14 protein-coding genes are annotated in these 13,070 nt (G+C 72.3%); 5 read left to right on the top strand and 9 right to left on the bottom strand.

Annotated elements, in window-relative coordinates; genetic code table 11:
• The first annotated feature begins 122 nt into the window (after positions 1 to 122).
• A complete protein-coding gene (locus tag ACIQFY_RS12010; RefSeq protein ID WP_111228184.1) occupies positions 123 to 566 on the top strand; it encodes an Hsp20/alpha crystallin family protein in 444 nt (147 codons plus the stop codon).
• Positions 567 to 580: 14 nt separating this feature from the next.
• Entirely contained in the window at positions 581 to 895 is a 315-nt protein-coding gene (locus ACIQFY_RS12005; RefSeq protein ID WP_400340230.1) for a hypothetical protein, read from the top strand.
• Positions 896 to 1,000: 105 nt separating this feature from the next.
• On the opposite strand, the gene ACIQFY_RS12000 is transcribed toward ACIQFY_RS12005, so the two are convergent.
• Positions 1,001 to 1,882 carry a manganese catalase family protein gene (locus ACIQFY_RS12000; protein WP_400340229.1) on the bottom strand — a complete coding sequence of 294 codons (882 nt, stop codon included), beginning with the start codon at positions 1,880 to 1,882 and terminating at the stop codon, positions 1,001 to 1,003.
• Between the two features lie 202 nt (positions 1,883 to 2,084).
• Here ACIQFY_RS12000 and ACIQFY_RS11995 point away from each other — a divergent pair, with 202 nt between their 5' ends.
• The 3 genes from ACIQFY_RS11995 to ACIQFY_RS11985 all read left to right on the top strand — a co-directional run bounded on the left by ACIQFY_RS11995 (position 2,085) and on the right by ACIQFY_RS11985 (position 4,986).
• Positions 2,085 to 2,768, top strand: a complete 684-nt coding sequence (locus tag ACIQFY_RS11995; protein WP_066651198.1) for an SDR family oxidoreductase — start codon at positions 2,085 to 2,087, stop codon at positions 2,766 to 2,768.
• Positions 2,769 to 2,974: 206 nt separating this feature from the next.
• A complete protein-coding gene (locus tag ACIQFY_RS11990) occupies positions 2,975 to 4,318 on the top strand; it encodes a sensor histidine kinase (RefSeq protein ID WP_400340227.1) in 1,344 nt (447 codons plus the stop codon).
• Positions 4,315 to 4,986 (top strand): response regulator transcription factor, encoded by a 672-nt coding sequence (locus ACIQFY_RS11985; RefSeq protein WP_066651190.1) that lies wholly within the window; start codon positions 4,315 to 4,317, stop codon positions 4,984 to 4,986. The genes ACIQFY_RS11990 and ACIQFY_RS11985 overlap by 4 nt, the downstream gene beginning before the upstream one ends.
• 12 nt (positions 4,987 to 4,998) lie before the next feature.
• Here ACIQFY_RS11985 and ACIQFY_RS11980 read toward each other — a convergent pair whose 3' ends face one another.
• The 8 genes from ACIQFY_RS11980 to ACIQFY_RS11945 all read right to left on the bottom strand — a co-directional run bounded on the left by ACIQFY_RS11980 (position 4,999) and on the right by ACIQFY_RS11945 (position 12,977).
• Entirely contained in the window at positions 4,999 to 5,760 is a 762-nt protein-coding gene (locus tag ACIQFY_RS11980) for a triose-phosphate isomerase family protein (protein ID WP_326496037.1), read from the bottom strand.
• The gene (locus tag ACIQFY_RS11975; RefSeq protein WP_066651184.1) at positions 5,757 to 6,260 is read right to left on the bottom strand and encodes a ribose-5-phosphate isomerase; all 504 of its coding nucleotides are present in this window, start codon (positions 6,258 to 6,260) and stop codon (positions 5,757 to 5,759) included. Before ACIQFY_RS11975 ends, ACIQFY_RS11980 begins: the two co-directional genes overlap by 4 nt.
• Positions 6,257 to 7,990, bottom strand: a complete 1,734-nt coding sequence (locus tag ACIQFY_RS11970; RefSeq protein WP_326496035.1) for a dihydroxyacetone kinase family protein — start codon at positions 7,988 to 7,990, stop codon at positions 6,257 to 6,259. Before ACIQFY_RS11970 ends, ACIQFY_RS11975 begins: the two co-directional genes overlap by 4 nt.
• Positions 7,987 to 9,375, bottom strand: a complete 1,389-nt coding sequence (locus ACIQFY_RS11965; RefSeq protein WP_311205679.1) for an MFS transporter — start codon at positions 9,373 to 9,375, stop codon at positions 7,987 to 7,989. Before ACIQFY_RS11965 ends, ACIQFY_RS11970 begins: the two co-directional genes overlap by 4 nt.
• A gap of 73 nt (positions 9,376 to 9,448) precedes the next feature.
• A complete protein-coding gene (locus ACIQFY_RS11960; RefSeq protein ID WP_209684746.1) occupies positions 9,449 to 10,210 on the bottom strand; it encodes an SDR family NAD(P)-dependent oxidoreductase in 762 nt (253 codons plus the stop codon).
• 11 nt (positions 10,211 to 10,221) lie between these two features.
• Positions 10,222 to 11,175, bottom strand: coding sequence for a 3-hydroxyacyl-CoA dehydrogenase family protein (locus ACIQFY_RS11955; protein ID WP_326496034.1), 954 nt, complete (start codon positions 11,173 to 11,175; stop codon positions 10,222 to 10,224).
• The gene (locus ACIQFY_RS11950) at positions 11,172 to 12,170 is read right to left on the bottom strand and encodes a sugar phosphate isomerase/epimerase family protein (RefSeq protein WP_400340223.1); all 999 of its coding nucleotides are present in this window, start codon (positions 12,168 to 12,170) and stop codon (positions 11,172 to 11,174) included. Before ACIQFY_RS11950 ends, ACIQFY_RS11955 begins: the two co-directional genes overlap by 4 nt.
• Positions 12,171 to 12,260: 90 nt before the next feature.
• Entirely contained in the window at positions 12,261 to 12,977 is a 717-nt protein-coding gene (locus ACIQFY_RS11945; protein ID WP_326496032.1) for a GntR family transcriptional regulator, read from the bottom strand.
• Positions 12,978 to 13,070 lie beyond the last annotated feature (93 nt).

Genomic DNA, 13,070 nt, shown 5'->3' with positions numbered 1-13,070 from the left:
CGGCGACCCGGTGCTCCCAGCGCCCTCCGAGCGTTCTCTTGGCACTCCTGAGGGGAGAGTGCTAGAACATGACGCAGTTGAGTCGAAGGGACTCAACGAGGACCACGAAGGAGTTGATCTCGATGACGATGCAGTTCGACCCGTTCCGCGAGCTCGACCGACTCGCCGGCTCCCTGCTCGGTGCCGGCGCCGGTGCTCCCCGCTCGATGCCGATGGACCTGTACCGGACCGGCGACCACTACGTCCTCGACGTCGACCTGCCGGGCATCGACCCCGGATCGGTGGACGTGGACGTCGACGGCTCGGTGCTCACCATCCGCGCCGAGCGCACGCTCGGCGCCCCCGAGGGTTCGCAGTGGCTGACCCGCGAGCGCCAGCCGGGCACGTTCGTCCGGCAGCTGACGCTCGGTGACCACCTGGACACCGCGCGCATCAGTGCCGCCTACGACAACGGCGTGCTGAGCGTCACGATCCCGGTCAAGGAGTCCGCGAAGCCCCGGAAGATCGACGTCACCACCGGTGGTGGGGCGCAGCAGCTCGCGGTCGGCAGCGGTTCCGCCGAGTAGTCCGGGGGCGTGCGGTGACGACGATCATCAACGCCTTCCTCGCCGTCGCGGTCGTGACGGGAGCGCTGGTCGCGACGAGCCTGGACCGTCGGGTGGCCGTGCTCCTCGGCGCGGCCGGCAGCACGGTGGGGAACTTCCTCACCTGGCTGGTCGCGCCCGGTGCGTGGGCACAGGTCCCGCTCGTCCCCTGGCTCGCCGCGGTTGCCGGCACGGTCGCGCTCATCGCACTCTGGAGCGCGACGCGCCTCTGGTCCGGCATCTTCGAGCCACCGCGCGCACCGCGCGACGACGACACCGCCGCGCTGGCGACGGTGGGCGTGGAGTCGTGACGGCGTGACCACGTGACGGACGGGAGGCCCGGTGCCAGCTGGCACCGGGCCTCCCGTCCGTCTCCCGGTCGCGTCGGGTGGTGACGCCGCGCGACCGGCGGACCGTCACTCCTTGTTGAGCTTGTCCTGCACGAGCCCGGCGGTCTTCTCGACGACGTTCGGCAGCTCCGTCGTGCCGTAGAACCGCACGTCCGGGTGCGTGGGCGGCGGCATCGGCACCGACGACGTGGGGCCGTCGTGGTACGAGTACTCGCCCTTGCCGTCGAACGACGGGCCGCTCGCCCAGGGGCCGTCGCCGGCCTCCTTGCCGTCCGAGAAGTTGAGGTACTGGTAGCTGAACTCGGTGTGCTCCTTCGACTGCGGGAAGTTGCTCGGCACCGGGAAGCCCTCGACGCCCTTCTCGCGGAGCTCGGCTGCGGCGGTCGCCCACATGTTCTGGTGCATGGTGTCGCGGGCGATGAGGAACGACAGCAGGTCCCGCACGCCGTGGTCGTCGGTCATGTGGTAGAGCCGGGCTGCCTGGACACGGCCCTGCATCTCGGCGTTCTCGTTGGCCGTGAAGTCCGCGAGCAGGTTGCCCGACGCGGTGATGTAGGAGCCCTGCCAGGGGTTGCCGTTGCTGTCGACCGGACGGGCACCTGCACCCGCGACGATGGCGTGCTGCACGTCGGTGCCGCCGACGATCGCGGCCACGGTCGGGTCGTCCTGCAGCGCGTCCTCGGTGATGCCGAGCGGGCTCTTCTCGAGCAGCTGCGCGATCATCGTCGCGAGCATCTCGACGTGGCCCATCTCCTCGGCCCCGATGCCGAACACCATGTCGCGGTACTTGCCCGGGATGTGCATGTTCCACGCCTGGAACTGGTACTGCAGGGCGACGGAGATCTCGCCGTACTGACCCCCGAGCACCTCCTGCAGCTTGCGCGCGTACACCGCGTCGGGCTTGTCGGGGGTGGCCTTGAACTGGAGCTCCTGCTTGTGGAAGTACAACTCGTTCTCCTGTCTCGATGGTCGTCACGCCGTCGTGGTGCACGGCGGCGCGGCGGGGTCCGTCGTCGTGGCCGACGCTCCGCTCGGATGACTGGGCGGGCGTTCGGGGTGGACGGATCGCGCGGGTCCGTTGGCCGGATCGCGCGGACGACGTCCCGCTGCCCCCGGTCCGAGCGCGGGTGATCGGCCTAGCGTGTGGCGCATGGACCTCGAACTCACCGGCCGTGTCGCCCTCGTCGTCGGCGGACGGGGGTACATCGGCTCCGTCGTCGCCGAGACCCTGCGTCGCGAGGGCGCCCGGGTCGTCGTCGCGTCGCGGAACGCCGACGGGGACGACGCCGTGGCGATGGACACCGCGTCGCAGGAGTCGGTGGACGCCGGGGTCGCCCGCGTCCTCGACCAGCACGGACGCATCGACGTCCTCGTCGTCACCGCCGCGCCGGCGGCCGGGACCCTCGACCCGGAGCGTGCGTCGGACCCCGAGCAGGTCGCCGCGGCGATCGACGGCAAGGCACTGGGCTTCCTCCGGGTCGCGAACGCCGTGCTGCCCGTGCAGCGCGAGGCGGGCTTCGGCCGCGTGGTGGTGGTGAGCGGGCAGAACGCCTACCTGTCCGGCAACGTCACGACCTCGCTCCGGAACGCGGCGACGAGCATCATCGCGGGGAACCTGGCCGACCAGTCCGTCGGCACGGGGGTCACCGTGAACGTGGTGAACCCCGGTGCGGTGACGGACGAGCCCGCCAGGACGGTGCAGCCCGGGGCCGGTGGCGAGTCCAGCCCGCAGCAGATCGCCGACCTCGTCGCGTTCCTGTCGTCCCCGCGCTCGGTCGTCAGCGGGGAGTCGGTGTCGATCGGGCACCGCGTGCTGGGACAACTGACGATCTGACGGGTTCGTCCTGCAGGACGACCCCGTTCGTCCCTCCGCACGATGCCCGACGACCGGGTCGACCGACAGGCTCGGTGGCATGGAGAGCTCGACCAAGCACGTGATCGCCACCCTCGCCACCTGCGCGGCGATCATCGTCGTCACCGCGGTGGCCCTCGTCGCGATGTCCCCCGTGCCGTGAGCCCGCGTCGTGCGATGATCGAGCCGTGACGGACCGGCGCACGTTCCTCCGGCCGATGCGGACCCGGTCGGTCGTCGTCGACCTCCTCTGGGCGGGCCTCGCCGCGCTGGTGTCCGCCGCCCCGATCGACGTCGAGCTCGAGCACGCCAGCCCCCTCGCCGTCGCGATCGCCACCGTCGCCATCGCCGTCCGCCGCCTCTCGCCGAGCGCGGCGATGACCGCGACCGTCGCCCTGGGCGCGGTGCAGGTGGCCGGCGGCGAGCGACCGTCGTTGGTCGACCTCGCCATCGCCGTCGTCATCGGCACCGTCGCCGTCGTCGGGACGCGGTTCGAGGCCGTGCTGGCCGGTCTGCTCGCCGTGGTCGCCGGGGCTTCGGCGTCGATGTACCTCTCCACGACCGGTTACCGCTACGCACTGCTGCTGAACGGGCCGCGTGACCAGGTCGTCCTCGTCCTGGCCGCCCCGGCACTCGTCCTGCTCTCCTTCTGGGCGGCTGGTCTCGCCGGTCGGGCGATCCGGTCGCAGAACGCCGAGGCCGTCCGGCGCGCCGACGCCGAGGCCGCCGCCAGCCGGGCGGAAGCGGTGGCCAACCGTGCCGAGGCCGTGGCCACGCGCGCGGTCGACGAGGCCGAGGCGGAACGCATCCGTGCAGACATCGCCCGCGACGTGCACGACGTCGTCGGCCACTCGCTCGCGGTCATCATCGCGCAGGCTGACTCGGTGCCCTTCCTCGACGACGAGGCGCGGATCCGCGAGGTCAGCGCCACCATCGCCAGCACCGCCCGGAGCTCCCTGGTCGAGGTGCGACAGGTCCTCGGGCACATCGACGGGTCGGACACCGCGAGCGACCCGACGTCCTTCGAGGAGATCGTCCGCGGCATCCGCGACGCCGGGGTGGACGTCGAGCACGCCGTGCGCGGTGTCGCCCGACCGCTCGGCGCGGTGCACGGCACGGCTGCCCGCCGGGTCCTGCAGGAGATGCTCACGAACGCCCTCCGGCACGGGGCGCCGGGCGGTGCCGTCGAGGTCCGGGAGACCTGGCGGTCCGCCGACCTCGTGCTCGAGGTGGAGAACGCCGTCCCGTCGGACGCGCTGCCGGTCGGTCCCGGGCTCGGGCTCGAGGAGCTCGCCGCGGCGACCACCGGCGCCGTCCCCGTCCGCGCGACCGCGACCGCGACCGCAGGACAGCCGACCGCGACCGCCGAGCAGCCGACGGTCACGTCGACCCGTGGCTCCGGCCGGGGCCTGACCGGCATGCAGACCCGACTGACCACGATCGGCGGGTCGTTCGACGCCGCCGTGCTGGACGCCGTGTTCGTCGCGCGCGCCCGCATCCCGTTCGACGTCCGAGGGGGGACGACCCGATGACCGACCCGATCCGCATCCTGCTCACCGACGACCAGGCGCTCTTCCGGGCGGGCCTGCGCGTGGTGCTCGACGCGCAGCCCGACATGCAGGTGGTGGGCGAGGCCTCGGACGGCGCCGAGGCCCTCGACCGTGTCCGGGAGCTGCGGCCCGACGTCGTCCTGCTCGACATGCGCATGGCCGGGATGGACGGCGTCGAGACGGTGCGCCAGCTGTTCTCCGGCGCCGTCCCGGGGCCGCTCCCCCGCGTGGTGGTGCTCACGACGTTCGGCCTCGACCCCGCTGCCGCCACCGCAATCCGGCTCGGTGCGAGCGGGTTCCTGCTCAAGGACACGACACCGCCGTTCCTGTTCGCCGCGGTGCGGGCCGTGCACGAGGGTAGCTCGGTGATCGCCCCGAACGACCTGTCGCAGCTGTTCGGCGCCGACGTCGACCGTGCCCCTGCTCCCCAGCCCGAGGCGTTCCAGACCCTGACGGACCGGGAGCGCATCGTCTTCGGGTGGGCGTCCCGAGGGCTCTCGAACGCCGAGATCGCAGCGAAGGAGTTCGTCACCGAGTCGACCGTCAAGTCGCAGATCTCGAGCATCCTCGGCAAGCTCGAGCTCCGCGACCGGGTGCAGCTCGTGGTCTACGCGCACGACCACGGGCTGGCGGGCGCCCGGGAGGGGTGACCGGCGACCCGGTCAGGACGCCAGGGCCGCCGCCTCGTCGAGCACCGCACCGACCGCCGCGGGATCGTGCGCGAAGCGCCCGAGGAACAGTCCGCTGATCCGCCCGCGTCCCCGGGTGAGCAGCCCGGGTCCGGCGCTGCCCCCGTAGACCACCCGCGACCCGGCGAACGCCGGCCGGGCCGCCAGGGACTGCTCGATCCCCTCGAGGACCCCGACGACGTGCTCGTGCGGCGCCGGCTCGGCGGCGCCGATCGCCCACACGGGCTCGTACGCCACGGTGACCCGTCCGGTCGTCCCGGCCGCCGCGGCCACCGCCAGCGCCCGGTCGAGCTGCCCGGTGACCTCCGCCACGGCCTCCGCACGGGAGGCGCGGACGGCCTCACCGACGCACACCAGCGGTTCGAGGTGGTGCCGGAAGGCCGCGTGCACCTTGCGCGCGACGACCTCGTCCGTCTCGTGGAACCGGGAGCGCCGCTCGGCGTGCCCGATCTCGACGAGGTCGACGCCGATCTCGCGGAGCTCGGCGCCGGACACCTCGCCGGTGGACGCGCCCTCGTCCGACGCCGACAGGTCCTGGGCCGCGAGCCGGATGCCCGACCCGGCGAGCAGCTCGCGCACCGGGACGAGCGCGGGGAAGGTCGGCGCGACGAAGAGCTCCACCGCGCCGGCGGCGACCGCGGGGTGCCGCCGGGCGACGTCCGCCACCGCGCTCGCCCACGAGAGCGTCTGCGCGTGCGAGAAGTACATCTTCAGCGACACCCCGACGATCGTCATGCGCCCGGGTCCGTCCCGTCCCCAGGGGCGTCGGTACCGACCGGCGCGGAGCCGTCGTAGCCGCAGATCGCGGCGACCTTCTCCGCGCTCGCGCTCGACGGGTCGAACGTGTACCCGAGCCACTCCTTCGCCATGCGCCGGGCGACCTCGACACCGATCACGCGCTGGCCCATGCAGAGCACCTGCGCGTCGTTCGACAGCACCGACCGCTCGACGCTGAACGAGTCGTGCGCCGTGACGGCCCGGATGCCGGGGACCTTGTTCGCGCTGATCGCGACCCCGAGCCCGGTGCCGCAGACCAGGATCGCCCGGTCGGCCTCACCGTCCGCGACCATCCGGGCGGCGTCGACGGCGACGTGCGGGTACGCCGTGTGGCCGTCCGCGTCGACGCCCACGTCGACCACGCTGGCCACGCGGTCGTCGGCCTCGAGGTCCCGCTTGATGACCTCCTTGTAGTCGAAGCCCGCGTCGTCCGAGCCCACCACCAGTCGTAGCGTCATGCGTCCACTCCTTCCTCGTCGATCGTCGCCGTCAGGGTCTCGACGACGAGCGCGAAGGACACCGCGCCCGGGTCGGGGGTCCCGACGGCCTGTTCCGCGTGCGTCCGCGCGCGGCCCTTCCGCGGCAGCAGGTCCGCGCTCGCGTCCGCTGCCCGGCGGGCGGCGTCCACCGCCGTCCGCCACGCGGCGCCCAGGGCATCGCCGGCCTCGAGCCGGCGCCGCAGTTCCTCGTCGAAGGGGACGAGGGCGTCCACCATCGTCTTGTCGCCGGGCACCGCCCCGAAGGCCAGCACCGCCTCGGTGGCGGCCCGCACCGCGTCCGCGACCGTCGCCGACGTCGGACGCGCGTCGTCCCCGACGACGCGACCCAGCGCCTCCAGGGCGGCACCCCAGATCGCACCGGACGTCCCGCCTGCCCGGTCGGACCAGGCGTCCCCCGCGACCCGCAGGAGCGTCCCCGCGCCCGCACCCCGGGCGCGCGCGTCCGCGGCGGCGGTGTCCGCCGCGTGCGAGCCGCGCTGCATCCCGATGCCGTGGTCGCCGTCCCCAGCGACCTGGTCGATGCGGCCCAGTTCGTCGGCGTGGTCGTCGAGCACCGCGCGCACGGCGCTGATGCCCGCTGCGATGCGACCGGCCGCGGCACGCGAGTCGTCGCCCGCCGGACCGATCACGATGCCCTCCTCGTCGGCGGCGACCACGTCCTCGGCGACCCGCTCCTGCGGGACCGCCCCGCCCTTGCGGACGGCGGGCGTGTCCGCGGGTGCCGACCACAGCTCCTCGAGCTCGTCGTCGAGCCAGAACAGCGTCAGCGAGACCCCGGCCATGTCGAAGCTCGTGACGAGCTCGCCCACCTCCGGCTCCACGATCACGACACCGGCGTCCCGGAGCCGTCGCTGCACCGAGCCGTAGACGACGAAGAGCTCCTCGTACTTCACGCTGCCGAGCCCGTTGAGCACCGGGACCACCCGGGCGCCCTCGACCGTGACGCCCGCGGGCACCTCGTCGAGCAGCCGCTCGACGAGCAGCGCCGCCAGACCGTCGGCGCTCGGCACGTCGGTCTCGTCGATGCCGCGTTCACCGTGGATGCCCATGCCGATCGCCATCCGTCCCTCGGGCACCTCGAACAGGGGCTCCTCGGCACCGGGCAGCGAGCAGCCCGAGAACGCGACGCCGAAGCTCCGGGTCCGGTCGTTCGCGCGGGCCGCCACGGCGGTGACGTCGTCGAGCGGGCGCCCCTGCTCGGCCGCGGCCCCGGCGACCTTGAACACGCAGAGGTCGCCCGCGATCCCGCGCCGGTCGGCCTCGGAACCGGCCGGGGCGGACACGACGTCGTCGGTCACCCGGACCGTGCGGACGGGGATGCCCTCGTCCTCGAGCGTGCGGGCCGCGGCGTCGAAGTTCAGCACGTCGCCGGCGTAGTTGCCGTAGCTGAGCAGCACACCGCCACCGTGCTCGGCGGCACGGCAGACCGCGGCGACCTGCTGCGCGGACGGGCTGGCGAACAGGTTCCCCATCGCCGCGCCGGCGGCCAGCCCGTGCCCGACGAGACCGCCGAACGCCGGGTAGTGCCCCGAGCCGCCGCCGATCACGACGGCGACCGTGCCGTCCGGACTGGTGGTCGCGCGGGCGACACCGCCGTGCACCCTGCGGACCCATCGTTCGTTCGCCGCGACGAAGCCGTCGGTGGCCTCGTCGGCGAAGGCTGCCGGGTCGTTGTACAACCGGGTCATCGCGTCGTCCCCTTCGTCGAGGTGGTGGCCACGTGCGAGGTGTCGAGCAGCTCGTCGGCCTTCGCGCCCCGGAAGAACCTGGTGCAGGAGATCATCACGGCGGCGACGAACGCCAGGACGCCGAGCGACACGATGCCGAAGGCCCCGCTGTCGGTCGGGACCGCCTCGTTGATCGCGGTGCGCATGATCGGGGCGACGAAACCACCGAGGTTGCCGAGCGAGTTGATCAGGCCGATGCCCGCGGCCGCCGCCGCACCGGTGAGGAACGCCGTCGGGTAGGCCCAGGTGATCGGGCCGACCGCCAGGAAGCTCGCGACGGCGAGGGTGATGAACAGGATGCCGAGGACCGGCTGGCCGTTCGCACCCGCCCACGCCGACCCGAGGATCGACAGTCCGGTCGTGATGTAGAACATCGTCCCCCAGCGGCGGCGACGACCCACGGTGTCGGCCTTCGACCCGACGAGGTAGCAGGCGACCAGGCCGACGAGCCACGGGATCGCCGCGACGAGGCCGACCTGCCAGCCGACGTCCTGCCCGAGCAGCGACGACACCTGCTGCGGCAGGTAGAACGTCGTGCCGTACACGGCGACCTGCAGGCAGAAGTAGATGATCGTGAAGTACCAGACGCGGCCGCTCGCCATCGCCTTCCAGATGCCCTTCGGGCCGTCCTCGTTGCGGGCGGTGTCCTCACGGTCCATCGCCGCGGTGAGCGACTGCTTCTCCCCCGGTTCCAGCCACTTCGCCTGCTGCGGGCTGTTCGTCAGGAAGAACAGCGCCGCGACGCCGGCCAGCACCGCGAGGATGCCCTCGCCGAAGAACATGACCTGCCAGCCGTGGAACGGGGTGACCTGGTCACCGACGCTGATGAGCCCGCCGGACAGCGGTGCGCCGATCATCTGCGAGAACGGCTGCGCGAGGTAGAAGATCGCGAACATCCGCACGCGGACCTTGTTCGGGAACCACTCGGACAGGTACATGATCACGCCCGGGAAGAGTCCCGCCTCGGTCACACCGAGCAGGAAGCGCAGGACGATGAACATCGTGTCGTTCGTCGTGAACGAGAACAGTGCGGCGACGATGCCCCACGTGACGGCGATCCGGGCGAGCCAGAAGCGCGCCCCGAAGCGCTTGAGCAGCAGGTTTGACGGGATCTCGAAGATCGCGTAGCCGATGAAGAAGATGCCGGCGCCGAGGGCGAAGGCCGCGTCGGAGATGTTCCGGTCGACGCTCAGGGCCTCCTCGGCGAAGCCGACGTTGGTGCGGTCGAGGAAGGCGACGAAGTACAGGATGACCAGCATCGGCATGAGGTGCTTGGTCGCCTTGGCGATCGCGGACCTCAGTGCCGGGTCGTGGGTGGACCCCAGGGCGGGGCTGCTTGCGGACACGAATCGCTCCTTCGCGATCATGAGTGGTCGTTCTGGTGGTCGGAGCCGTCGGCTCCGGTGCGTGCCGTCGGGTTCAGTGCATGTAGAGGCCGCCGTCGACGTTCAGGGTCTGACCCGTCACGAACCCGGCGTCGGCGCTGACGAGGTAGGCGACCGCGGCGGCGACGTCCCGCGGCGTGCCGATGCGCGGCAGGACACCGTCGGCAGCCATCTCGGCCTTGCGCTCCTCGGAGAGGGTGCCGCCCATGATGTCGGTGTCGATCGGGCCGGGCGCGATGGCGTTCACCGTCACGCCGTGCTGCCCGAGCTCGCGGGCCATCCCGCGGGTGAGGCCGATCACGCCGGCCTTCGCGACCGAGTACGGCGTCTTGCTGAACGTCCCGCCGCCGCGCTGCGCGGAGACCGACGACAGGTTGACGATGCGGCCGTACCCGTTCCGCACCATCGACTCGGCTGCCCGGAGACCGGCGAAGTGCACCCCGTCGAGGTTGATGCTCAGCACCCGGTGCCACTCCCCCTCGGGCAGGTCGAGGTAGGCGTGCGCCGACGAGACACCCGCGAGGTTCACGAGTGCCGCGATCGGCGGGAGCCCGGCCTCGATGGTGTCGAAGGCGGCCCGGACGGCGGCCTCGTCGGCGACGTCCGCGCCCGCGCCGACGGCCTGCACGCCGTGCTGCTCGCGGAGCTCGGCGGCGACGGCCTCGCTCGCGGCCTGGTCGAGGTCGACGATCCCCACGTTCCAGCCCTGCTCGGCCAGGTGGTGGGCGGTCGCACGGCCGATGCCGCGCGGCGACGCTGCGCCGGTGAGGACGACGGTCTGCTGCTCGTTGCGCATCGTGCGCTCCTTCAGTGGATCGGGGCCGGGCCGAGCTCGTCGAGGAGCTCCTGCATGGCGACGTAGGCCTTGTTCCGGTACGCGACGAGCTCCGGCGTGCGGTCGGCGGGCACGTCGAGGTAGCCCGATCCGGTCTTCGTGCCGAGCTCGCCGGCGTCGACGTGCTGCTGCAGCGTCGGCGGGGTGGCGAAGCGCTCGGGCCAGCGGGTCTGCAGCGACTCGAAGCAGAACGCGTAGACGTCGAGTCCCGCCATGTCCGCGATCGCGAACGGGCCGAAGAAGGGCAGGCGGAACCCGAAGGTCGTCCGGACGATCGTGTCGATGTCGTCGGGGCTGGCGATGCCCTCGTCCGCGATCTTCGATGCTTCCTCGAACAGGGCGTACTGCAGGCGGTTCAACACGAACCCGGTCGAGTCCTGCACCCGTGCGGACTGCTTGCCGGTCGCCGCGACGACTGCTTCGCCGACGGTGACGGCGTGCTCGCCGGTGGTGGGGTGCGGGATGAGCTCGACACCGGGGATGAACGGCGCCGGGTTCGAGAAGTGCACCCCGAGGAAGCGCTCCGGACCGGTGACGGCCTCGGCGAGGCTCTCGATGAGGATCGTCGACGTGTTCGAGCCGATGACGGCGTCGGGTCGGGCGGCGGCGCTGATCCGACGCAGGGTCTCGTGCTTGATCGCGAGCTTCTCGGGGACCGCCTCCTCGATGAAGTCGGCGTCCGCGACGGCGGCCTCGATCGACTCGGCGGCACTGAGGTGCGCGGTGACCCGCTCGACGGCGTCGTGTGGGAACAAGCCGTCGGCGACGAACTGGCCCGTCTCCCGGATCAGCCGCTCGAGGTTCTGCTGCGCGATCTCGGCCGAGACGTCGGCGATGCGGACGGTGTGACCGGCGAGGGCGAGGACCTGGGCGATCCCGCCGCCCATGTACCCGGACCCGACGACGGCGATGTCGAGGGTGCTCATCGGACTGCTCCTCCGTGCTTCGTGCCGATGCTCGTCGTGGCGAGCACCGACCGGATGTACTGCTGGTTGGTGGCGCAGACGCCGAGGCTGTCCCCGCCGTACTGCTCGGTCATGACGATCCCGCGGAAGCCGTCGGCAACCGCGTCCCGGAGGACCTGGCGGTAGTTGATGAGCCCGGTCTCCATCGTGCTCGGCGCACTCGTCGCCCAGCTGCCGTCGCCCGCCTCGTCGCGCGTGTAGTTCTTCACGTGCAGGTAGTTCGTGTGGGGCATCGTCTTCGCGAAGAGCTCCCGCCAGTCCTCGACCGGACGGTGCAGACGGATGAGGTTCGCCACGTCGGCGTTGAGACCGACGGTGTCGAGCCCGATCTCCTCGACGAGCCGGACCGCGCTGTCCGCGGTGCCGAGGTAGGTGTCCTCGTACAGTTCGAGGGCCATCGGCAGGCCGACGCTCGCCGCGTGCTCCCCGAGTTCGCGGAGGCGACGGACGGCCGCGTCCCACACGTCGGGGTCCTCGGGGTCCTTCGGCCCGGGAGCCGTCCAGAACCAGAGCGCGCGCTGCTGAGCCTCCGAGAACGGCTGGTGCAGTCCGGTCGAGAACACCTGCATGCCCCACTCGGCCGCCGCGTCGATCGTGCGGTGGGCGTAGGCGAGGTTCTCCTCCTCGTGCCCGGGTTGGATCACGCTCCGACGCTGCAGGTGCACCGACGGGATCCCCACGCCGTGGGCCGCCGCGACCGCGAAGAGCTCGTCGCGCCGGGACCGTTCGAGGTCCGCGGGTCGGACGTGGCTGTCGGCCATCTCGGCGAGCGAGAACCCCGCTGCGGCGATCTGGGCGAACACGTCGTCCCACACCTCGGCGGGGGCGTCGTGGAAGGCGGCGCCGTCCCGGGTGACCCGGTCGAAGCCGTGCAGGCAGACGGCGATCGGCCACGTCCGGTCGGTCCAGCTGTCCGGGTCCCAGTCCTGCTCGACCCAGTCCTGCGGTGTGCTCACGGAATGCTCCCTTGCATGACGCGGTTCATCCTTGAACCTCTTTCCTATAGGAAAGATACTCGCGCTGAGCCAGAGCGCAACCCCGTTCTGTCAGGCGGAGTGTGACGCGTCGGCCCGGGAGCGCACCCGCACCGCGTCGATGTGGTGCCGCATCGCCGCCACGGCGGTGGGCGCGTCCACGGCGAGGGCATCGAGGACCGCACGGTGCTCGGCGACCGCCCGCTCGGTGTCGTCGTCCCCGCCCTCGACGATCTGCCGCATGCGGTGCACCCGCGTCGTGATGATCGCGGACATCTCCTCGAGGAAGGGGTTCCTCGTCGCGTCGAACACGAGCTGGTGGAACCGCCAGTCGGAGCGGAAGAACCGGGCCATCAGCTCCTCGGACGCACAGCGGGCACCGACCCGGGCGACCTCGGCGGCCACGGCCTCCTGCTCGGCGAGCGCCACAGCGAGCCGCTCCCGCAGCACGGCCACGTCCCCGCGTGCCGCGAGCTCGACCGCCCCGCTCTCGACGATGAGCCGCGCGTCGAACAGCGCCTCGAGCTGGTCGCCGGCGAGCGGCGGCGCGACGCGGTACCCCTTGTTGGCCTCGCGCGTGACCAGGCCGGTCCGCTCGAGCTGCACGAGGGCCTCGCGCACCGGGGTCGGGGAGACGCCGAGCGTCCGGGCGAGACCGTCGATCGACAGGCGCATCCCGGGCTCGACGTCGTGCCCCATGAGCACCTCGAGCACCCGGTCGTACACGCGGTCGCGCAACCCGATCTGGGTGATCCGCGCGGAGCCGAAGCCCGGCATCGTGCTCGTCATGCGGTCGATCCTAGAGAGTGCAGGGTCCTGCGACCTGCGCGTCGGGCGGCGGCGGTGGCCGGTGTGCGCCGGCGCCGGGCACCGGTGGCGATC

It is taken from the genome of Curtobacterium sp. NPDC092190 (assembly GCF_044755625.1).
Lineage (GTDB): Bacteria > Actinomycetota > Actinomycetes > Actinomycetales > Microbacteriaceae > Curtobacterium.
This window is presented reverse-complemented; position numbering and strand designations above follow the sequence as displayed.